Raw genomic sequence first — 20,750 nt, 5'->3', positions numbered from 1 at the left:
GCTATGACTACAGTAACTTCGCAGCCGCGCCGCGCCGCGCAGGCCAGCCAAAAACGCAAGTTTATGATCGAGGCGATCGCGGTAATTGCGATCGCGCTGATCCTGATTTTGATTATGCCGATGCTGCTCACCGGCTTTCGGCTCAACCTGCTGGGGCGCTTTTTGGCCCTGGCCATTGTTGCCTTAGGCATTGACCTGATTTGGGGCTTTACCGGCCTGCTCAGCCTGGGGCACGGCATCTTTTTTGCCCTGGGCGGCTACGCCTTTGCCATGTACCTGGAGCTCAACACCCTGGGCGAGGGCCAGCTGCCTGAGTTCTTTGGTCTCTACGGCGTCACCGAGCTGCCCTGGTTTTGGCAACCTTTTAACTCATTTCCGTTTACGCTGCTGGCGATTTTCACTATTCCGGCGATCGTGGCGGGGCTGCTGGGCTACCTGGTCTTCCGCAACCGCATTCGCGGGGTGTACTTCTCAATTTTGACCCAGGCTGCCCTGGTGGTGTTCTTTAACCTGTTCAACGGTCAGCAAAAGCTGATCAACGGCACCAACGGCCTCAAAACCTCGACCTCAGTGTTTATGGGCCAGGCCGTGGGCAGCGACGGCATGCGGATGTTTTTCTACATCAGCACTGTTATCGCCCTGATTGCGATGTACGCTCTCTGCCGCTGGCTGACCAGCGGACGCTTTGGCCGCATGTTGGTGGCCATCCGCGACGACGAAAACCGGGTGCGCTTCTCGGGCTATGACCCAACGGCGTTTAAGGTGCTGGTGTTTGCGGTCTCTGGGGCGATCGCAGGCATCGCCGGTGCCCTCTACACCGTGCAGTCCGGCATTATCTCCCCCCAGTTCATGGACATTGCCTTCTCCATTGAAATGGTGATCTGGGTTGCCGTCGGCGGTCGTGCCACCCTGGTGGGGGCCATTCTGGGCGCAGTGCTGGTCAATATGGCCCGTAGCCTGCTCAGCGAGCGGTTCCCCGACGTCTGGCTGTTCTTCCAGGGGGCGCTGTTTTTGATTGTGGTCACCGCCCTACCCGACGGCATCATTGGCTGGGGTCGCCGCCAGTTTGGCTCCATGGTCAGTTCAGCCCTGGGACTGGCACCCACCGACCTGCCCTACCTCGAAGACACTGCCGAGGTGGCAACGGTGGCCGAAACTCCCGAATTCGCCGAAAAGTAGGGTGGGCAATGCCCCCAACTGCCCAAGCCCAACAACAGGTCACAGTCACTGTAGGGTGCATTCGCGCCAGCAATGCACCAAACCTGATTCAGGCAAAGCCAGTAAACAATCTCTATCAACCCCGTTGGTCAATGGTGGGCAGTGCCCACCCTACCCGGCCAATTGCTCCCGTGGTGGGCATTGCCCACTCTAACTTACCCGGACAGCTCCTATGGTGGGCATTGCCCACCCTACCCATCCACTCATCTACTCCCCCATGAGCACTAAAGTTCTGGATATTCAAGATGTCACCGTTAGCTTTGATGGCTTTAAGGCTCTCAAAAACCTCAACTTCAGCATGGATGAGGGCGAGCTGCGCGTCATCATTGGCCCCAACGGTGCCGGTAAAACCACCTTTTTGGACGTAATCAGCGGCAAAACCAAGCCCACCGAAGGAGCGGCTTACTTCAAAGGTCAGGACCTGCGCAAGTATAAAGAGCACCAGATCGCTCGCCTCGGCATTGGCCGTAAGTTCCAGACTCCCCGCGTATACCTCAACCTCACGCCCCGCGAAAACCTGGAGCTCTCCTGCAACCGAGAGAAAAACGTCTTTGCCACCCTGTTCAAAAAGACCCCGACAGCCGAAAAGCGCACCGTCGGTGGTCTGCTCGAAACTATTGGCCTCGACCACAAGGCCGATTTGCCCGCTGCCCTGCTCTCCCACGGCGAAAAGCAGTGGCTCGAAATTGGCATGCTGGTCGCCCAGTCGCCCGATCTGCTGCTGGTCGATGAGCCGGTGGCAGGCCTGACCGACGAAGAAACTGAGCAAACCGGCAAGCTGCTGATGTCGCTGGCCGAGAGCCACTCCATTGTGGTGATTGAGCACGACATGGAATTTGTGCGCCAGATTGCCCGCCAGGTCACGGTTCTGCACCAGGGCACTGTGCTCTGCGAAGGCACGATGGATCAGGTTCAGAACGACCCGAAAGTGATCGAAGTCTACCTGGGCAAGGAAACCACCCTTACCCCTGAGCAAATGCTGCTGCTGCGCATTGCCGCCACCATGGCCTGGGCCGACGACAACTTTGCCGATGTGCAGCAGGAGGTGATTCTCGATCGCCTCAGCCGCAAGTTTGCCCACAGCCCCGAGGAGCAGGCCAGCCTGCGCGACGATCTCAGAGACCTTCTAGCCAAAGAAATTCCGCTGGAAGATCTGGTGCCCCAGCTGACTGCCGAGGCCCAGCGCGAAGAAGCCCTGATGCTCAGCTATGAGGTAATTAGCTCCAACCAAATCAACCAGAGCGAAGCGGTCGTCTACCAAAAACTGCTGAATTTGCTGGGCCTGCCGCCCGAAACCGTCAGCCGCCTCGAAGCCGCCGCCCTGGAGGAACTGGCGGCGCGAGGCTAAAAGTTTTGAGCCCAGGGTCGGGTGCCTTTTGATGGTTGCCAGAGATATTAACCACACTTCAAAGGCACCCGACCCCTTATACCCCGACACTACCTCATCTTCCTTACCCTCATCACCTCATCACCTACTTCCACCCATGACCACTACCCTCCCCGCTCCCGCACTTCAAGATCCGCTTACGGCCCCCATGCTCGATATCTCGGGGCTGAACTTTTACTACGGCGAAAGCCACATTCTGCGGGACGTGGCGATGACGGTACCCAAGGGACAGATGGTGTGCTTAATTGGCCGCAACGGCGTGGGCAAGACCACGCTGCTGAAAAACATCATGGGGGTGCTGCGGCCTCGCACGGGTGAAATTCGCTTTGAGGGGCAGGTCGTGAACGGGCTTTCTCCCGATCGCCGCGCCCGGATGGGCATTGGCTACGTGCCCCAGGGTCGCGAGGTGATTCCTCGGCTGACGGTGAAAGAAAACCTGATTATCGGTCAGGAGGCGCTGGGCAGTCGGGGCAAGCCCACCAAGGAGGTACCCGAGGAAATCTACGAGCTGTTTCCGGTGCTCAAGACCATGCTCGATCGCATGGGGGGTGACCTCAGCGGGGGGCAGCAGCAGCAGCTGGCGATCGCCCGCGCCATCATGGGGCAGCCCAAACTGCTGGTGCTCGATGAACCCACCGAAGGCATTCAGCCCTCGATCATTCTCGATATCGAGGCGGCGGTAAAGAAAATTGTCAGAACCACCGGCATTTCGGTGCTGCTGGTCGAGCAGCACCTGCACTTTGTGCGCCAGGCCGACTACTACTACGCCATGCAGCGGGGCGGCATTGTGGCCCACGGCCCCACCAGCGAACTCACCAACGATATTATTCAGGAGTTCCTGGCGGTTTAACCGGCTCAAACGCAATCTGTTCATATCAGAGCAAACTATCGCTTCTGTCGGCTGGGATGTGAACAAGCGTCGATGGTCAGCAGCGGGCCTGAGATTTGGACGTGCCTGCTGCTTGGCCTAACAACAGCACTAACCAGGGATGAGGTTATTCTCATCCTCGATCGCATCATCGGCAGTCACAACTTTGTCCCAGGGTTGTCAGGGCGGCGCTTTTGAGCTATCAGCTTATGCCTTTAGATACTGGGCCGCGCCATAGCTGACGAGGCCATGGGCACCACCTGCCGGGACATAGCCGAAAAATATTCCTTAGCCAAAAAATTTTTGTTTTATCGTGGCTCCAAATAACAAGGAATAATGTAGAAACGCTAGTCACAAAGCTGTCACTTTTGGGTTCTAGTATCGGAATTGTCGATTCTCGATCCCAATATTTGACAACTGCAAATGAGCTTCTGCATAATGCGAAATTATTATCCCTGGAATACTGCGGCTCTACTGGAGTGGCTAAAACGGGAACCTTATTATCACGAAAGACAAAATCTAGAAGCTTTATTAAAACTACCCAGAAACAGTATTAAATCTTGGCTGATTGATCCTACGCCAACCATTACCCTGGCTCAAATTCGCGCGATCGCACAGTACAGAGGCTGGAATTTGAACCAAATGATTGACTGGCTTGAGCTTCAGCCCGCCCATGTCAAAGAACTAATCGATCACGATATGTCTGAAGCTAGCTAAACAAGGCTGGGCCTCAGACATATTGGCCCTTTCACAAACTGCTGTGAAAATGGCCGCCTATGGGCGGCCATTTTTGTTCACACAGGGGTTAATCGGCGGCTTCGCCAATGAGGATAGCCACCGGAAACGTGGCCAGTATGGTCGATAGGAGCGTATCTTCGGCTGGGGTCACTGTTTCGCCAGTAATCCAGTTTTGCCAGCTCTGCACGTGGCCAGGTAGGGCCAGGGTGGTATCGGCCCACACTTTGCCAATCGGGTAGTCGCCAGGGGCAATCCGCTGGGTCAAAAAGCGGGGGGCGATCGCCACCACCCACTGGCGGCCCCGCTGCCGCGCAAAGGCCACTACGCTGTCTTCGGCGGGGCCGCGGGCAAAGAGGGGCTGGTAGTCGCCCTGCTCAAACAGCTCAGGGTGGGCCTGCCGAGCCGAGAGGCCGCAGTGGGTCACCCAGAGCTTGATCCGTCCGTCGCGGCGGTACTCCAGCAGGTTTTGCAGCAGGCCAGGGCGGTCGCCCTCGGCCCAGTGCTGCAGCTCGTGCAGCCAGTGGCGGCGCAGGTTGTAGTCGACCGGGCGGCGGTTGTCGGGGTCAACCACGCTAAAGTCCCACAGCTCCTGGCCCTGGTAAATGTCGGGCACCCCCGGCAGCATCAGCTTGAGCACCACCTGGGCCAGCGAGTTGTAGATGCCGTAATCGGCAATGCGCTGCTGAAACGGACGAAACGCCTTGAGAAAAGCATTGTTATCGCCGGGGGTGAGAATGGCGCGGGTAAAGGCCACAAAGCCATCTTCGTAGTCGGCATCGGGGCGCAGCCAGGCGGTGTGCACTTTGGCTTCGCGCACCGCTTTAACCACGTAGTCGGCCATGCGATCGCTAAAGCTAGCCAGTTCGCTGTCGTCAAAGGGGAAGGCCCCCACCAGGGTTTGGTAGAGAAAATACTCGTCGTTGGCATCGGGCACCACGCGATCGCGCACCACTGTTTTGTGGCTGCCGTTGAGGTTGCGCCAGCTGTTCACCGCCGTCTCCCACTCGGTCGGCAGCTCAGACAGCACGTTGAGCCGCGCCCGCACGTCTTCGCTGCGCTTGGTGTCGTGGGTCGAGGTGGCGTTGATGGCGTGGGGCCACTGCTGCTGCCGCTGCTGCTGCCGCTGGTGAAACTGCCGCACCGAGAGGCCAAAATGCCCCGGCGACCCACCCACCTCGTTCAGGCTAATGAAGCGGTTGTAGCTGTAGAACAGGGTGTCTTCTAAGCCCTTCGCCATCAGCGGGCCGGTAAACTGCTGCAGACGCATAACAAAGTGCAGCCACTGGGCCTTTTCTTCCTCGGGCAGCGAGCCCTCGTAGTTGAGCGACAGAAACTTTTCGATCAGGTTGAGCTCGTTGACCAGCTGGGGAATGCGCCGGCGGGCCGCCTCGATCGCCTCCTGCACGTAGGCTAAATCGCGCTCCGAAATCCCCTTTTCGTTGGCGTAGGTGCAGTAGATCGGAAAGGCAATCAGCACCTCTTCGATGGCGGTGCGCAACCCGTACAGCGTCAGGTCGCGCCCGTAGCGGTACTGCTGACACACCCGCTTGAGAAAGCGGGCCAGGTTGTTGATGTCGCCCACCAGGTTGGTGTCGGCAATCAGCTGTTTTTTCTGCCGCACCAGCTCGGTGTAGGGCGTGGTTTCGCCGGTCAGCTGCTGGTAGATGTGGGTAAATGAGTCCTGATTTTCCTGCTGGCAAAAAATGCCGTTAAGCTGAATCAGCGAGTCATAGCCAGAGGTGCCTTCAATCGGCCAGCCCGAGGGCAGCGTTTCCTCCTCCTCCAGAATTTTTTCGACCACGATGTAGCTATCGCCCAGGCGATCGCGCAGCCGCTCCAAATAGCGGGTGGGGTCGTACAGCCCGTCAATGTGGTCAACCCTGACGCCGTTAAACTGCCCGCCCTTCACCATCTGGCAGATCAGGTCGTGGGTCTGGTCAAAGACTTCTTCGTTATCGACCTTGAGGCAAATTAACTCATTGACGGTAAAGAAGCGGCGGTAGTTGAGCTCCTCTGCCCCCACCTTCCAGAACGAGAGCCGGTAGAACTGCTCTGACAGCAGCTCGTCGAGCAGATCAAAACTGCTGGGCTGGTCGGGAGTGCCGTTAAAAATGACCAGGTTTTGATCGATAAATTCGCGCACTTCATCGCTGTCCTGGTAGACATCCCACAGCAGCCCTTTGGCAAACTGGGCCTGGTCGCGGTACTCGCGCCCCTGCAAATCGACGATGGCATTTTTGACCAGATAGAGAATGCCAGAAATTTTGATAAACGTGCGATCGCGCTTGTCTAAATGCTGCGCCAGCCGCCCCGACTGGTAGCTCAAAAACCGCCCGTAGGACTCAATTCGCACCGGGAACTGCAAGCCATAGTAGTTAACGCTCAGGCCCGACTCATCGTAGCTGAGCTGAATCTCGCCCCGCTCCAGACAGCGATCGTAAAAATCGCCCAGCATAGGCGCGAGTACTTTGCCGCCCAGTTCCTCAGGCCCTTCCCACTCAATATCAAAAAAGTCGAAATAGGGCGAGTTGGGGCCGTACTCCATGACATCCATGAGGTAGCGGTTTTGGCCGTCGTAGGCCATGTGGTTGGGCACAATATCCTGCAGCCAGCCCAGACCGTGGTGGTGTGCCGTATCGATCAGCGGCTGAAACGCCTCCTGACCACCGAGTTCGGGGTTGAGCTGAGTGGGGTCAACCACATCGTAGCCGTGGGTGCTGCCCCGCCGCGCCTTAAAAATTGGCGACGCGTAAATGTCTGAAATGCCCAGATTCTTGAGATAGTCAACAACGCTTTGGGCCGCAGCAAAGCCAAACTCCGGGTTGAACTGAAGGCGATAGGTAGCGGTGGGAATACGCATGGCGAGTTCCAAAAGAGGATGAGAAATTCAATAAACTAGAACCCTTAGTCGAGGGAGTAACACCCGCGCCAGCTACGCCGCCGAATACAGCGTAAAGCTCAGAGAAGGCAGCTCTAGCGTCTGCGCTGCGGTAATTTTTTCGGGCAGAGACGACCCCGGCCCATCCCACTCGGGGGCCGCCGAATCGAGCTGTAGCTGCCAGGGTTTTTGGGGCAGCTCAACATTAACTGTGGTGGTAGCCTGCATAAAATTCATCAGGAACAGCAGCAGTCCATCGGCGGTGGCGCGCTGGTAGACAATCACCTGCTGATCGCAATCGTGCCCCGTATTGATATTTATATCTTTGGCATAGGACGGGGTATTGAGCTTAAGCTGCCGCCGCAGTTCGAGCAGCCGCTGATAAAACCTCAGCAGAGTTTTGTGCTGCCCTGACCGGCGCAAATTCCAGTTCAGCTTAGAGGCTTCAAAGGTAGCGACCTCGTGGGCAGGGGCCGGTTCACCAAAGCCGTGGGCCTCTTTAAATTCGCGCTTGCGGCCCTCAAAAACGGCCTCAATTAAATCGGGATCGCTGTGGTCAATGAAGTAGTTAAAGGGCGCGACTTCGCCATATTCTTCGCCCATAAATAACAGCGGAATGTAGGGCGAACTAATCAGCACCGCCGCCGTCAGCTTGAGGGCATCAAAGGGAACCAGCTTGGAGAGGCGATCGCAGCCCTTAGCATTGCCAATCTGATCGTGGTTTTGGGCACAGACAATGAACTGGTGCGAGGGCAAATCGGTAGCATCGTTGCCATGCCGCCGCCGCCGAAAGGGCGAAAACTTGCCGCTGTAGACAAAGCGATCGCGGATCGCCGTCGCCAAATCTTCGCAGGTGCCAAAGTCATGGTAGTAGCCGTAGCGTTCGCCTGTAATCAGGGTGTGCAGGGCGTGGTGAAAGTCGTCGCACCACTGGGCCTGCAGGGCAAAGCCACCCTGCTCGACGGGGCGAATAATGCGGGTGTCGTTGAGGTCGCTCTCGGCGGTGACGTACAGGGGTTTGCCCAATTGCTCAGACAGTGCGGCCACCTCTTCGGCCAACTCGGCCAGCACGTGCTTGGCGCTAAAGTCGTAGATAGCGTGAATAGCGTCGAGCCGCAGCCCGTCGACGTGAAACTCGCGCAGCCAGTAGAGGGCGTTTTCGATACAGTACTGGCGCACGCCGTCGCTCCAGGTGTCGTCGAAGTTGATGGCGTTGCCCCAGGGGGTGCTGTACTTGTCGGTGGTGTAGGGGCCAAAGCAGCCGGTGTAGTTGCCCTCGGGGCCAAAGTGGTTGTAGACCACGTCTAAAATGACCGCCAACCCTTCCTGGTGGCAGGCATCGACCAGGCGCTTGAGCCCATCTGGGCCGCCGTAGGAGTTTTGGGTCGCGTAGGGAAACACGCCGTCGTAGCCCCAGTTGCGCTCGCCCGGAAACTGCGACACCGGCAGAATTTCGATCGCGGTAATGCCCATTGCCTTGAGGTCAGCCAGCTGCGCGATCGCCGACTCAAAGGTGCCCTCACTGGTAAACGTGCCGATGTGAACTTCGTAGATAACGTAGTCAGACCAGGGGATATTTTTCCAGCCGTCGTCGTTCCACTGGTAGCGGCTGAGGTCAACCACCGCTGAGGGGCCGTGCACCCCCTCGGGTTGATAAAAAGAGGCCGGGTCGGGCCGCAAATCTTCAGACTGGTTGATGCGGTAGAAATACTGCGCTCCGGCGGCCACGTTTTCAACCGTCGTTGACCAGTAGCCATCCTCGCTTTTCTGCATCAAAACAGTATCTTTTTTGGGCGATACTAGCTCTAGTTCAACCGAGTCTAGCTCAGGTCCCCAAACCGTAAAACGACACTGACCATTACTCTGTAAAATGGCTCCAACTTTGAGGTCTACTGTCATGGGGAATCATCTTTTTTTGCGAGGTTAGCGCCGATGCCAAAACCGCAGCATCACGCATCGCTACCATACCAGCGCTAGATTTATTACCCAATCTCCTTTTAGATAGATCCTAGTCTTTTGGATAGAACTAGATGAATTTCAATCTTCCCTAGGGTAGAAATTAGCAGCCTCAGTCGATGCCTTAGGATTGAATCTATTGTTAAGATCGCGATCGCCCCAGATAAAGCCCACCAAACCACCTCAATAGGCCAAAGTCTTACCCTCTACACATCTATGCCTGAACCGTGCAAGACACGCTGCTTTCTCCCCTAGATGACTGGCTGACTGGCGCAGCGCTGACCGCCCCCGATACCGTTGACTACCACTATCGGGGCCGCTGCCCCCGCACTGGGCAAGACTACAGCCTGCCCCGCACGGCGCTAGCCAAAGCCGTAGCCCGGCAGCTGATGGCCCAGCTCAAAGCCTCTCAACTCTCTGAAAACGCCGAGGGCAAGATGTATGGCGTGCTGCTAGTGCAAACCCAGACTGGCATTGGGGTGCTAAAAGCGTTTTCGGGTCTGTGGCAGGGGCAGGCGCAGGTGCCCGGCTGGGTGCCGCCTATACCGGGACGCTCGCGAGTAGCCCTGCAAGAAGCTCGCACCCTCGACCAGCTAGCGACGATCAAAGCTCGCCTGCTTACCCTGCAATCATTGCCCGAGCGAGCGATCTATGGGGAACTGCTGCTGCTGCAGGTCGAGGCCCGCCAGGGGTTAAACCAGCGGCACCGCGATCGCAAACAGAGCCGCGACCTTCAGCGCCAAACCCTGCCCCATACTCTGACAGGCGAACCCCTCACGAAAGCTCTAGCCGCCCTGGAGCAGGCGAGCCGAGGCGACAAGGCCGAGCTGCGGCAGTTTAAGCAGCAGTGGCGCGATCGCCTTGCCCCCTTAGAAACCGTCATTCAGGCCGCCGATGCGGAGATCGCCGCCCTCAAGCAGCAGCGCCGCGACCTCTCGCGCCAGCTCCAGACCGACATGCACGCCGCCTACCGCCTCACCAACTTTGCCGGAGAATCGGTGGCGATTCAATCGTTGGGCAACCTGCCCACGGGCACGGGCGACTGCTGCGCCCCCAAGCTGCTGCACACCGCCGCCGAGCACGGCCTGGTACCCCTGGCCCTGGCCGAGTTTTGGTGGGGGCCACCCCAGGGCGACAAACAACCGGGCCACTTTTACGACGCCTGCGCCGATCGCTGCCAGCCGATCATGGGCTTTCTGCTGTCGGGGCTGTCGGCCCAGGTGTTGGCCTCGATAGATACCCCCGTTGGGGCGCACCGCCGTGCGCCCTCACCCAACCCCAGCCCCCACCCATCCCCTCTCCCCGTTCTATACCAGGACCCCTGGCTGATCGCGGTGAATAAACCGGCGGGGCTGCTGTCGGTGCCGGGGCGCTACCGCGATCGCGCCGACAGCGCCCTCTCTCGCCTGCGCCTGACGCTGCCCGAGGGAGCCTTTCTGCAACCCGTCCACCGGCTCGACCAGGACACCTCCGGGGTGCTGCTGCTGGCTCTCGATGCCGACACCCACCGCCAGCTCAGCCAGCAGTTTGCCGATCGCCAGGTGGCCAAAACCTACCAGGCGATCGCGGTAGGAAATATTGCCGAATCGTCGGGAATCATCGACCTGCCGCTGTGGGGCGACCCCACCCAACGCCCCCGCCAGCAGGTGAATTGGCAGCAGGGCAAGCCCAGCCAAACCAGGTTTGAGGTGCTGCACCGAGAGGGAGAGCTAACCCGCATCGCCTTTTACCCGCTGACGGGGCGCACCCATCAGCTTCGCGTCCACGCCGCCGATCCTCAGGGGTTAAATGCGCCGATTTGGGGCGATCGCCTCTACGGTCTCGCAGCGAGCCAGGGTGAACTGGGGCAGCGCCTCCACCTCCATGCTGAGATGCTGCAGTTCGTCCATCCTTACAGCAAGGATGCCATCGCCCTCAGCTCTCCTCTACCCTTCTGAACCGCCTCGGTGCAGATGCGAAATCGCGACTGTCTATTGCAGCAGGAGCAAATCGTATCTACGAAGCAAGCAGGGCGGCAACCGTATCCTCCGACATGAAGCGCCTGAAATCTAGGGGATCTCTACCAAAACCAGCTTGTCATCGGGGGAATAGTGGAGAATGACTTGCCCCTCTTCCTCTGCATAGGCAATAGGTTCTTGCGATAGCTCAACCAGCAGAGCATCGACATCTTTGCTATAGCTAATTTTTTTCATACCGCGACCTCCTGCCAGGATAAAGCGTGATGACGACAACAAAGGATATGCCCCTACGGTTTGGCCTTCTGGAAATCGGATTCGCCCTTACATTTGGCGTCAACCATTCCTACCCCGCTCCCAGTCCTCGCGCAGCAGGCCGTAGAGAGCCACATCGCGATACACGCCCCACTTGGGCGTTTGCCGCCGCCGATAGCCCTCCTTCGTCATGCCCAGCTTTTCCATTACCCGGCCCGAGGCGGGGTTGTCGCCAAAGTGCACCGCGTTAATGCGGTTCAGCCCCAGGTTCATAAAGCCAAAGTCGACCAGTACAGCAGCAGCCTCGGTCGCGTAGCCCTGGCCCCAAAAGGGTCGCCCAATCCAGTAGCCCAACTCCGCCATGTTGTAGTCGTGAAACAGCCTCAACCCCACCGACCCGCAGAGCGTGTTGTCAGGCTGGGTAATGGCAAAGTTCAAAGCCTTGCTTGCGGCCCAGTCGGCCTGCTGCTGGTTGATCCAGCCCTCAGCATCGGCCTCAGTATAGGGGTGAGGAATCGAGAGGGTATTTTCGGCCACAGCGCGATCGCCCGCCAGCGCCACCACATCCGCCACATCCCCCAGGTCGAACGGTCGCAGCACCAGCCGTAATGTATTTAGGATGGGCTGTTCAGTAGGTAGCTGCATGGGCTTTGGATGGATCGGTTTCGACTCCGCTCAACCTCCGGTAGAGGCTCACTCACCTATGGCTTCAGCAGCCACCGATCTAGAAATCAAAATAAATATACGGCAGCGTCTCCGCCGGGGCCAGCAGCCAGGCCATCAGGCTAAATAGGGGCACCAGCAGCAGCTTCACGGGCCAGCTCAGCTCTAGCTTAAAGCCTCGCTTCATCAGGTACGACAGGCCCATTAGCCCCACCACGCCCCACAGCAGCAGCAGCAGTTGCGTAAAGGTAAAGCCCAGCGATTCTAGATAGACTAGCTGGCTAAACTGGGCATCGGAAGGCGTACCCCAGGCTCGCTGCAGGGCCAGGGTGTAGCGATCGGGCTCGGGCAGCCGAAAGAACAGCCAGCTGGCAAACACCAGCGCCTGGGTCAGCAGCCAGCCCAGCACCGTGCCCGGTAGCGAGCCCCAAAAGGCCTTTAGCTTTGGCACCGCTTTGCTCGCCGACTGGGTCAGGCGATGCACCACCAGCCCGGCCCCGTGAATGGCACCCCAGATCAGAAAACCCCAGTTGTTGCCGTGCCAGATGCCCGCAATCACCATCACCGTCATCAGGTTGAGGCAGGTGCGCACCAGCCCCCGCCGCGACCCACCCAGCGGAAAGTACAGGTAGTTGCGCAGCCAGTCGCCTAGAGTCATGTGCCAGCGCCGCCAAAAGTCGGCCAGGCTGGTGGTGAAGTAAGGGGCCTCGAAGTTTTGCGGCAGGGTGATGCCCATCAGCAGGGCGCTGCCCCGGGCAATGTTCACGTAGGCGCTGAAGTCGAGGTAGAGCTGCAGGCCGTAGGCAAAGGTGGCCAGCCAAATATCGGCGCTGCCCGCCCGCTCCAGGTTGTCGAAGCTGAGGTTGACCAAAATGGCGATGTGGTCGGCCAGCAGCAGCTTTTTTGTCGCGCCATAGGCGATCAGCCACAGCCCCTCGACGGCGGTGTTGAGGCTGGGCGGCTTTTGCTGCTCAACCTGGTCGATAAAGGGGTGAAAGCGGGTGATAGGGCCAGAGATCAGCTTGGGGAAATAGAGCTTGTAGGCGGCAAAGTCAGAAAAGTTGAGCGCCGCCGGAGAGCCCCGGTACACGTCGACCAGGTAGGCGATGCACTCAAAGACAAAGAAGCTCAGCCCCAGGGGCATAATAATGCGGGTCAGGGTGTCGCTGGGGGCGCTGCCTACCCCAATACCCAGCCAGCGCAGCAGCCCCTCGGCGTACTTAAAGCCCACCAGCAGCAGCACGTTAAGGCCAATGCCCAGCCACAGCAGGTGGGTGCGGCGGCGGTTCCAGCCCCGTTCGGCCAGCTGCCAGCGGGGGTTGGGAATGCGCCAGTCAAGCGGAGTTGCGATCGCATTGCCAACCAAAAACGTCACAATCAGCAGCGCCACCATCAGCAGCAGGTACTGCACCTGCAGCGAGGCGTAGAAGATTAGGCTGGCCACCACCAGCAGCCACAGGCGCGCCTGGAGCGACTCTAGCGTCCAAAAGACGCCGACGACGCTGAACAAAAAGAGAGCGTAGACCAGGGAGGGCAGGGTCATGGGGTGGCAGGGGGCGCAGGGGGCGCAGCAGGGCGGGGCCAGGAGATCAGCGGGTCTTGCCCCAGTTCGCTCGATACCTGATACGCGCCGTAGCGGTTCAGGTGGCTGGGGTCAGAGAAATAGTCGTAGCGATCGGGCCAGAGCTGGGCAAAGTCGCGAAACAAAAAGCCGCTCTCGGTGGTGGAGAGGGTGAGCATGTGCCGCAGAAACTCCGATTCGGCCTCGCGGCGGTAGTCATCGAGGTACTCGTCGGTGAGGGGGGTGTTGATGAACACGACCGGAATGCCCTGGGCCTGGGTAAAGCTGAGCAGGTTGGCAAAGGCCTCAGACTGCTGCCCCTCCAGGCGAAAGCTGTCGTAGTCGCCGTCGTAGCGGCCCGAAACGCGCGCGAAGTCTTGGTAGTAGGTGGCGGGGTTAAACCGCACCGAGAGGGCCAAAAAGCCGTCAAAGTCGATGGTGCTGCCCTCGGGCATGGCGGCGTCGAGGGCCTCCTGGCTGGAGCTGGCGGGGCTGGGGGTGGCCGCTACCAGCCGCTGCTGAAACCAGCCCTTCAGCCGATCGCGATCGGGGTAGATAGCCGAAACGCTGGCCAACTGCTCGCTCAGCCACTCATCCATGGCGGCGTAGCTGCTGGGCAGTGACCCCGTGGCGGTCGCGCTGTCGCCAGCGGCGGGGACGGCATCGGGTGCGGCATCGGTGGCCACTTCGGCCTCCTGCGATCGCCGGTTGGCCACTTCCCGATAGCCGGGAGAGGCGGCAATGGCGTTGTAGGTAGCATCGACCCGGCCACTGTTAAAGGCCCGCGCCCCGTCGGCCCAGATAATCAGCTTGGGCAGCTGGTCGGGCTCCAGCACCTGGCGAATGACCAGATCGACCACCTGGGCCGTGGCCCCGTTGATGCCGAAGTTGAACACGCTGATATTTTCATAGCCAATGGTGGCCAGCTCTTTGCGCAGCGCCACCGGGTCTACCCCGCGCAGGGCGCGGGAGCTGCCCACAATAATCACGTCCGGGGGGCCAGACTGCTCCAGGCGCTGGTAGTAGAGGGCCAGCTTTTCATTCATCTGCTGGCTGTTGAAGGTGGGGAACGTCGCGCGATCGACCAGGTCGTCGATCGCGACAATCGGCTGACTGGGGCTGGTGGTCAGCTGCCCGTCGTCGTCATCGCTGGTGAAGCCGCCGCCCGCCCAGCTGCTGTCGCTACCAGCGGTGGGCCAGTCCAGCTCGGCCAGGTCGTCGGCCAGAGGATCGGCGGGTTCAGCGGCGGCGGCGGCTCCGGCAGGGGTTTCAGCGGCGGCCTCAGGCGAGACATCTTCGGCCCTGGCCTGCTGGGCGGGCGGGCTCACGACCTGACCCAGTAGCCAGTCGATCTGGAGCGCCACCAGCACCCCCACCGCCGCCCACACCACCGCAATCTTGAGCCCGTCTGCGCGGCCCAGGTCGGCCAGGCTGTCGGCATGATCGCCAGAGTCGGGGGCGGCGCTGGTCAGCAGCTGCGATCGCAGCAGCAGCTGGCGGCCCTGGCTCAGCAGGTCTTGCACCCACTGGCCCAGGGCCATGTCTTCTTCTAGCTCAGCCTCCATCTCCGCTGCGCTGACCAGACCTTCAGGGCGCACCAGCAGCTCGTTGACGTAGGTATCAGAGGCGGTGAATTCGGGGGTAGACTCGGGCACCAGGCGGCGATGGCGGGCCAAAAAGTCTTGACCAGCGCTCCAGGCGGGCTGCGACTGGCCCGAGCGCCGACCGTAGATGCGCACCCCCTCCAGCCCCATGGGGCTGAGATCACTCAGATAGTTGGTAATCGGGGGGGCCACCAGGCGGCGACGGGGGGCCACGGGGCCATCCACCATCACGTGCAGCAGGCCGTCGCGCTGCAAAAGCTGCACCCGGTAGCCTCCGGTCGCCAGGCGATCGTCGAGGCTGGGGTTAAGCAAGCGGGTGAGCAAAAATGCGATCGCGGGCAGGTCGCCGGTCTGACCCAGGTACTCGGGGGTATCGGCCAGGGCGCTGTGCTCGGCGGCAGGAAGATCGAGGTAGTGCACCCAGGCGGGGGTAGCCTCAGCCCCGGCCTGGCCGTAGATCACCGCCCGGTGAACGCCCTGGGGAGCAAGGTCTTCTAGGGGGGTGGTCAGGGCCGCAATCACAGCCTCTTGGGCCGCCAGGCCCTCGGCCTGCTGGGTGTCGTGGTCGCCGCTCTGGGGCGAGCAGATCAGGTGCAGGGTGCCGTTGGTGAGTTCGGCGGTGACGCCCAAATGCCAGCTGGCTACCGCTGCCGAAAGTAAGCGCGCGATCGCATCGGCATCGCCCCAGCGGCCCCACTCCCGCAGCATCTCTTCGGGCGGCGTCAGGTCAATGCGCAGGCTCCAGTCGGGCTTATTTTCGCCCCGCACCTGCAGCAGCAGCACGGCATCTTTGAACTGGGTGAGCTGCAGCTGGCGCAGGCGCTCGGCGGTGGGGCGGGCAATCAGCGAGGGGTCGGGGCTGTAGGTCGCCTCACAGAGAATCCACAGCCGCGAGATGGTCGTATCGGTGCCCGCCGGGTCGTCAACTTTAGCCGAATCGCCGTCGAGGGCAATGGCCATCCGGTGCAGGTGGGCGGTACCGGGAATGGCCTTAATGCTGACCCACACCCCCACATCCAGGCTGCTGAGGGTTTCGCTCAGGTACCAGGCGATCGCCTCCGGGTCGCCCTTGCGGGCCAAACTCAGGTTCGAGAGCACGATCGCGCCGTGACCAGCCCCACCCCCCAGCGATAGCTCGGGCTGGCCCTGGGTGTACTGCTCCAGCAGCGACTGGGTAGCCTTTCTGTCGGCCTCGTCCTGGTTTTCGAGCACCAGCTGCCCCAGGTGGCGCTCCAGCCGGTTGAGATAGATGGGGGCTGTCCAGTCGGGGGTGGGGTTGCCGGTGAGGCGGCTGTAGACGTAGAGCTGATACACCTGGGGGTAGTGCTGGCGCACCAGATCGTCGCCGCCGTCGAGCAGCGATCGCACCAGCTTCAGCAGCACCGCCGACTGCTCTAGTGCCGTCGGAGTCTCGCACAGCACATGGAGAATGTTGCCCCGCAGCTTGATGTGCAGCTCAGCCTCAGGTAGCCCCATAGCTTCCCTGAGCCAGCTGAGCACGTTATCCGCTGGCGAATTGGGGCTAAAGGTCGGGTGTGATAAAGACACAGACATAGGGGGTCAGGGTAACAGCAAAGCCAAAGCCATACTCCCAAGGGTGATTGTGCCGAGCGGCGGCGCAGTCGGTTTAATTTATACCAACTCCAGCGCCAATCAGGCGATTTCTTAAGAGGCAATTTTCAAAAACTTGGCTACTTCGCCCGCACGATAGCCCAAGCGCCTCCACCAAAACCCCTCGATCTGCCTGGCCGGGCCAAGGCCACGTTTACTATATTAAAGATCAAACACGCCAATGGTGATTCCCAGAGCAATGGCTCCCAGGGCATCTGCACACACCATTTTCCAGGTCTGAGCTCAGCTCCGGTTCCTTCTTCTCGCTGCCGTCCTATGACATCGTCTCGTCCTTCCGCTTCTGCCTCAGTCGCTCGCCTATCCACCGAAGTGATGGTGGGGCTGCTGGTGCCCCCCGTGCTGATCGGCATTGCGGTTGGCCGCGCCCTGGCCGACGGGCTCACCCAGGCGGGGCTGTCCAGCGAACAGCTCTTTGCTGGGGAACGGCTCCCCAACCTGAATATGCCGCCCACATCGCCCCATCACTCCACGCCTGCGACGGACTAGAGCATGGGGTTAAGTTTGTCCACAATCCTTATGCCATCAGCGCTGCCACGCCCGACCCCAAACACAGGCCAGGGGCTATGGCGGCCAATTCTTAGGCCATCAGTCGTTGATCAACAATAGCTCTAGTGCTCTGCGGCAGCAGTCAGCCAGCCTTTACTTGATGCCTGATACCGCTATTCTCAGCAAGGCTTGTCCTATTTCTGCCAGCCGATACTGGGCCATTAGTCTCTCCAATCCATCCCTGATAGAATTCATAGAACCCTTGTCAGCAAACGACTTAGCCCCTTCGCTCAGCCCCGGTGCCGCTGTAACGTTTTCAATTTGTTCATCTAGATAAACTTCTTCAGACTAGGGTAATCCTATAGAATCTTTGCGATATCCCCGTTCTCTCTGCCTGTTATACCCATGAGTTCAACGCTCCACTCCTCCGGGGATACCCGGCCCGCAGCTGAAGCCGACCTGTCTAGCCCTTCTGCCACGGTGGATGATCAGCCCTCCCGGCAGGATTTGCTGCTGCGTCATCGGCTGCGAGTGGTCGAAGACCTGTGGGAAAACGTGCTGGAGCACGCCTGCGGCCCCGAGCTGCTGAAGCTGCTACAGCAGCTCAGGCAAATGTGCTCCCCCGAGGGTCAGGCCCCCACCGCTGCCGAGGCGCGGGTCAAGGCCGTCGTCGAGGTGGTCGAAGCCCTCGATCTCGAAGACGCCATTCGGGCCTCGCGGGCCTTTGCCCTCTACTTTCAGCTGATCAACATTGTCGAGCAGCACTACGAGCAGCGGGGCCAGCAGCAGCAGTACCGGGCCGCCTACGAAACCTCAGAACTGGCCCAGCGGGCGGGCCAGTCGTTCTTTGGCGCAGCCAGCGGCAGCGATGGCGAAGCCGCGAGCAACCTCTTCCAGGCCGATCTGCTCAGCCGCAGCGTGGCCGATGCCCCCGGCGGTCGCAAAGAGGCGGGCACCTTCCACTGGCTATTCCCCACGCTCAAGCGGCTCAACGTGCCGCCCCAGGTGATTCAAAACCTGATCGATCAGCTTGACGTGCGGCTGGTGTTTACCGCCCACCCCACCGAGATTGTGCGCCACACCATTCGCGACAAGCAGCGCCGCATCGCCAGTATTTTGCGCCAGATGGATCAGGCCGAAGAGAGCGCCCAGGGCCTGGGCCTGGCCTCGTCTTGGGAAATGGAAGAACTCAAGGAGCAGCTGACCGAGGAAATTCGCCTCTGGTGGCGCACCGACGAGCTGCACCAGTTTAAGCCCTCGGTGCTCGACGAGGTCGATTACACCCTGCACTACTTCCAGGTGGTGCTATTTGACGCGCTGCCCCAGCTGTATCAGCGGTTTGACCGGGCGATCGCCACCACCTTCCCCGAGCTCGACCCGCCCCGCCATCGGTTCTGTCGGTTTGGCTCGTGGGTGGGGGCCGATCGCGACGGCAACCCCTCGGTCACGCCCGAAGTCACCTGGAAGACCGCCTGCTACCAGCGCAATCTGGTGCTCAGCAAGTACATCGCCTCGGTCGATCGCCTGGTCGATCTGCTCAGCCTGTCGCTGCACTGGAGCGAAGTCTTGCCCGAGCTGCTGGAGTCGCTGGAGCAAGACCAGGTCAAAATGCCCGACGTTTACGACAATCTAGCCATTCGCTACCGCCAGGAGCCCTACCGGCTCAAGCTGGCTTACATCAAACAGCGGCTCAACAACACCCTCGATCGCAGTCAGCGCCTTTACCACAGCGACCCCTTTGCCGACCACTCCAGTGATGCCGTTGGCGGCCCCATCTATCGCTATGGCCACGAGTTTTTGGCCGAGCTGCGGCTGATTCAGCGCAATTTGGAGGCCACCGGGCTCAACTGCCAGGATCTCAGCACCCTGATCTGTCAGGTGGAGATTTTTGGCTTCAACCTGGCCCAGCTCGACCTGCGCCAGGAAAGCTCGCGCCATTCCGACGCCCTCGACGAGATTGCCCAGTACCTGCGCATTTTGCCCCAGCCCTACAGCGAGCTGCCCGAGGCCGACAAAGTGGCCTGGCTGGTCAGCGAGCTGCAAACCCGTCGCCCCCTCACCCCCCGCGACCTGCCCTTTTCCGACAAAACCCGCGAGACCATCGCCACCATGCACATGGTGCGCCAGCTTCACTTAGAGTTTGGCCCCGACATCTGCGGCAGCTACATCATCAGCATGAGCCACGATGTCAGCGACCTGCTGGAGGTGCTGCTGCTGGCCAAAGAAGCGGGCCTCTACGACCCCACCACCGAGCTGAGCAGCCTGCAGCCCGTGCCGCTGTTTGAAACCGTCGAAGACCTGCAGCGCGCCCCGGCGGTCATGCAGGCGCTGTTTGAAACCCCGCTCTACCTCAACATGCTCCAGGGGCAGGCGGCCCTGCCCGTTGACCAGGGGCCAGGGGGCGTTGCCACCCCCCGCGCCGTGCCGCTGCAAGAAGTGATGCTGGGCTACTCCGACAGCAACAAAGACTCGGGCTTTCTCAGCAGCAACTGGGAAATTCACAAGGCGCAGCAGTCGCTGCAAACCACCGCCGATCGCTACGGGGTGTCGCTGCGTATCTTCCACGGTCGGGGCGGCTCGGTGGGTCGGGGCGGCGGCCCTGCCTACGAGGCGATCTTGGCCCAGCCGGGGCGCAGCATCAAGGGCCGGATCAAAATTACCGAGCAGGGCGAGGTGCTGGCCTCGAAGTACAACCTCTCTGATCTGGCCCTCTACAACCTCGAAACCGTGACTACGGCGGTCATGCAGGCCAGTCTGCTGAGCAACAGCGTCGATGACATTCAGCCCTGGAATGAAACCATGGAGGAATTGGCGACGCGATCGCGCAGCCACTACCGCCAGCTGATCTACGAACAGCCCGACCTGGTCAACTTCTTCCACCAGGTCACCCCTATTCAAGAGATCAGCCAGCTTCAGATCAGCTCTCGCCCCTCGCGTCGCGGCGGCAAAAAAGACCTGGGCAGCCTGCGGGCCATTCCCTGGGTGTTTAGCTGGACCCAGGCGCGGTTTTTGCTGCCCTCCTGGTACGGCGTGGGCACCGCCCTGCAAGAATTTCTCGACGAAGCCCCCGAAGAACACCTCAAGGTGCTGCGCTACTTCTACAACAAATGGCCCTTCTTCAAAATGGTGATCTCAAAGGTCGAGATGACCCTGGCCAAGGTCGATCTGCAAATTGCCGAGCACTACGTCCGCGAACTCACCAGCCCCGACGACAAAGAGCGCTTTTTGAAGCTGTTTGACACGATTTCGCAGGAATTTTACCTCACCCGCGACATGGTGTTGCACATTGCAGGCCACGATCGCCTGCTCGATAGCGACCCCGACTTACAGCGATCGGTCTACCTGCGCAACGGCACCATCGTGCCCCTGGGCTTTTTGCAGGTGGCCCTGCTGAAGCGCCTGCGCCAGTATAAAGACCAGGCGGCAACGGGGGTAATTCGATCGCGCTACAGCCAGGGCGAACTGCTGCGCGGCGCACTGCTCACCATCAACGGCATCGCCGCCGGTATGCGAAATACGGGCTAAACTCAACCCTTGAACTGATGGGTG

The 20,750-nt window shown here is 60.2% G+C and carries 12 protein-coding genes and 1 pseudogene; 7 read left to right on the top strand and 6 right to left on the bottom strand.

Annotated features, from left to right (window positions below; translation table 11 throughout):
• The first annotated feature begins 3 nt into the window (after positions 1 to 3).
• The 4 genes from urtC to ACQ4N7_RS09965 all read left to right on the top strand — a co-directional run bounded on the left by urtC (position 4) and on the right by ACQ4N7_RS09965 (position 4,190).
• Positions 4 to 1,179 (top strand): urea ABC transporter permease subunit UrtC, encoded by a 1,176-nt coding sequence (urtC, locus tag ACQ4N7_RS09980; RefSeq protein WP_430711458.1) that lies wholly within the window; start codon positions 4 to 6, stop codon positions 1,177 to 1,179.
• 256 nt (positions 1,180 to 1,435) lie between these two features.
• Positions 1,436 to 2,566: an urea ABC transporter ATP-binding protein UrtD gene (gene urtD, locus ACQ4N7_RS09975; protein WP_430711457.1), complete on the top strand. Its 1,131-nt coding sequence runs from the start codon at positions 1,436 to 1,438 to the stop codon at positions 2,564 to 2,566.
• A gap of 136 nt (positions 2,567 to 2,702) precedes the next feature.
• Positions 2,703 to 3,455: an urea ABC transporter ATP-binding subunit UrtE gene (urtE, locus tag ACQ4N7_RS09970; RefSeq protein WP_430711456.1), complete on the top strand. Its 753-nt coding sequence runs from the start codon at positions 2,703 to 2,705 to the stop codon at positions 3,453 to 3,455.
• 456 nt (positions 3,456 to 3,911) lie between these two features.
• A complete protein-coding gene (locus tag ACQ4N7_RS09965) occupies positions 3,912 to 4,190 on the top strand; it encodes a hypothetical protein (protein ID WP_430711455.1) in 279 nt (92 codons plus the stop codon).
• Between the two features lie 88 nt (positions 4,191 to 4,278).
• On the opposite strand, the gene treY is transcribed toward ACQ4N7_RS09965, so the two are convergent.
• Together treY and treZ are read right to left on the bottom strand one after the other, a co-directional pair.
• The gene (gene treY / locus ACQ4N7_RS09960) at positions 4,279 to 7,071 is read right to left on the bottom strand and encodes a malto-oligosyltrehalose synthase (RefSeq protein ID WP_430711454.1); all 2,793 of its coding nucleotides are present in this window, start codon (positions 7,069 to 7,071) and stop codon (positions 4,279 to 4,281) included.
• Between the two features lie 72 nt (positions 7,072 to 7,143).
• A complete protein-coding gene (gene treZ, locus ACQ4N7_RS09955) occupies positions 7,144 to 8,988 on the bottom strand; it encodes a malto-oligosyltrehalose trehalohydrolase (protein WP_430711453.1) in 1,845 nt (614 codons plus the stop codon).
• Positions 8,989 to 9,272: 284 nt separating this feature from the next.
• On the opposite strand from treZ, the gene ACQ4N7_RS09950 reads away from it, so the two are divergent.
• Entirely contained in the window at positions 9,273 to 10,982 is a 1,710-nt protein-coding gene (locus tag ACQ4N7_RS09950) for a pseudouridine synthase (protein WP_430711452.1), read from the top strand.
• A gap of 58 nt (positions 10,983 to 11,040) precedes the next feature.
• Here the strand turns inward: ACQ4N7_RS09950 and ACQ4N7_RS09945 are convergent.
• The 4 genes and pseudogenes from ACQ4N7_RS09945 to ACQ4N7_RS09930 all read right to left on the bottom strand — a co-directional run bounded on the left by ACQ4N7_RS09945 (position 11,041) and on the right by ACQ4N7_RS09930 (position 16,637).
• Positions 11,041 to 11,237, bottom strand: a pseudogene (locus tag ACQ4N7_RS09945) (DUF2283 domain-containing protein).
• Between the two features lie 99 nt (positions 11,238 to 11,336).
• Positions 11,337 to 11,900, bottom strand: a complete 564-nt coding sequence (locus ACQ4N7_RS09940) for a GNAT family N-acetyltransferase (protein ID WP_430711451.1) — start codon at positions 11,898 to 11,900, stop codon at positions 11,337 to 11,339.
• Between the two features lie 79 nt (positions 11,901 to 11,979).
• Positions 11,980 to 13,461 carry an MBOAT family O-acyltransferase gene (locus tag ACQ4N7_RS09935; protein WP_430711450.1) on the bottom strand — a complete coding sequence of 494 codons (1,482 nt, stop codon included), beginning with the start codon at positions 13,459 to 13,461 and terminating at the stop codon, positions 11,980 to 11,982.
• Entirely contained in the window at positions 13,458 to 16,637 is a 3,180-nt protein-coding gene (locus ACQ4N7_RS09930; RefSeq protein WP_430711449.1) for a DUF1574 domain-containing protein, read from the bottom strand. Before ACQ4N7_RS09930 ends, ACQ4N7_RS09935 begins: the two co-directional genes overlap by 4 nt.
• Positions 16,638 to 16,970: 333 nt before the next feature.
• Between ACQ4N7_RS09930 and ACQ4N7_RS09925 the strand changes: the two genes are divergently transcribed.
• Together ACQ4N7_RS09925 and ppc are read left to right on the top strand one after the other, a co-directional pair.
• Positions 16,971 to 17,201 (top strand): hypothetical protein, encoded by a 231-nt coding sequence (locus ACQ4N7_RS09925; protein ID WP_430711448.1) that lies wholly within the window; start codon positions 16,971 to 16,973, stop codon positions 17,199 to 17,201.
• Between the two features lie 405 nt (positions 17,202 to 17,606).
• Complete coding sequence (gene ppc, locus ACQ4N7_RS09920) at positions 17,607 to 20,726, top strand: phosphoenolpyruvate carboxylase (RefSeq protein ID WP_430711447.1); 3,120 nt, start codon at positions 17,607 to 17,609, stop codon at positions 20,724 to 20,726.
• The last annotated feature ends 24 nt before the right edge of the window (positions 20,727 to 20,750 follow it).

The organism is Nodosilinea sp. AN01ver1, from assembly GCF_050565655.1.
Taxonomy (GTDB): Bacteria; Cyanobacteriota; Cyanobacteriia; order Phormidesmidales; family Phormidesmidaceae; genus Nodosilinea.
This window is presented reverse-complemented; position numbering and strand designations above follow the sequence as displayed.

Coding starts and splice junctions, on each gene's coding strand:
- urtE (WP_430711456.1), top strand. CDS start 2,703: ATGACCACTACCCTCCCCGCTCCCGCACTTCAAGATCCGCTTACGGCC.
- ppc (WP_430711447.1), top strand. CDS start 17,607: ATGAGTTCAACGCTCCACTCCTCCGGGGATACCCGGCCCGCAGCTGAA.
- ACQ4N7_RS09965 (WP_430711455.1), top strand. CDS start 3,912: ATGCGAAATTATTATCCCTGGAATACTGCGGCTCTACTGGAGTGGCTA.
- ACQ4N7_RS09925 (WP_430711448.1), top strand. CDS start 16,971: ATGACATCGTCTCGTCCTTCCGCTTCTGCCTCAGTCGCTCGCCTATCC.
- ACQ4N7_RS09930 (WP_430711449.1), bottom strand. CDS start 16,637: ATGTCTGTGTCTTTATCACACCCGACCTTTAGCCCCAATTCGCCAGCG.
- urtD (WP_430711457.1), top strand. CDS start 1,436: ATGAGCACTAAAGTTCTGGATATTCAAGATGTCACCGTTAGCTTTGAT.
- ACQ4N7_RS09940 (WP_430711451.1), bottom strand. CDS start 11,900: ATGCAGCTACCTACTGAACAGCCCATCCTAAATACATTACGGCTGGTG.
- treZ (WP_430711453.1), bottom strand. CDS start 8,988: ATGACAGTAGACCTCAAAGTTGGAGCCATTTTACAGAGTAATGGTCAG.
- ACQ4N7_RS09935 (WP_430711450.1), bottom strand. CDS start 13,461: ATGACCCTGCCCTCCCTGGTCTACGCTCTCTTTTTGTTCAGCGTCGTC.
- urtC (WP_430711458.1), top strand. CDS start 4: ATGACTACAGTAACTTCGCAGCCGCGCCGCGCCGCGCAGGCCAGCCAA.
- treY (WP_430711454.1), bottom strand. CDS start 7,071: ATGCGTATTCCCACCGCTACCTATCGCCTTCAGTTCAACCCGGAGTTT.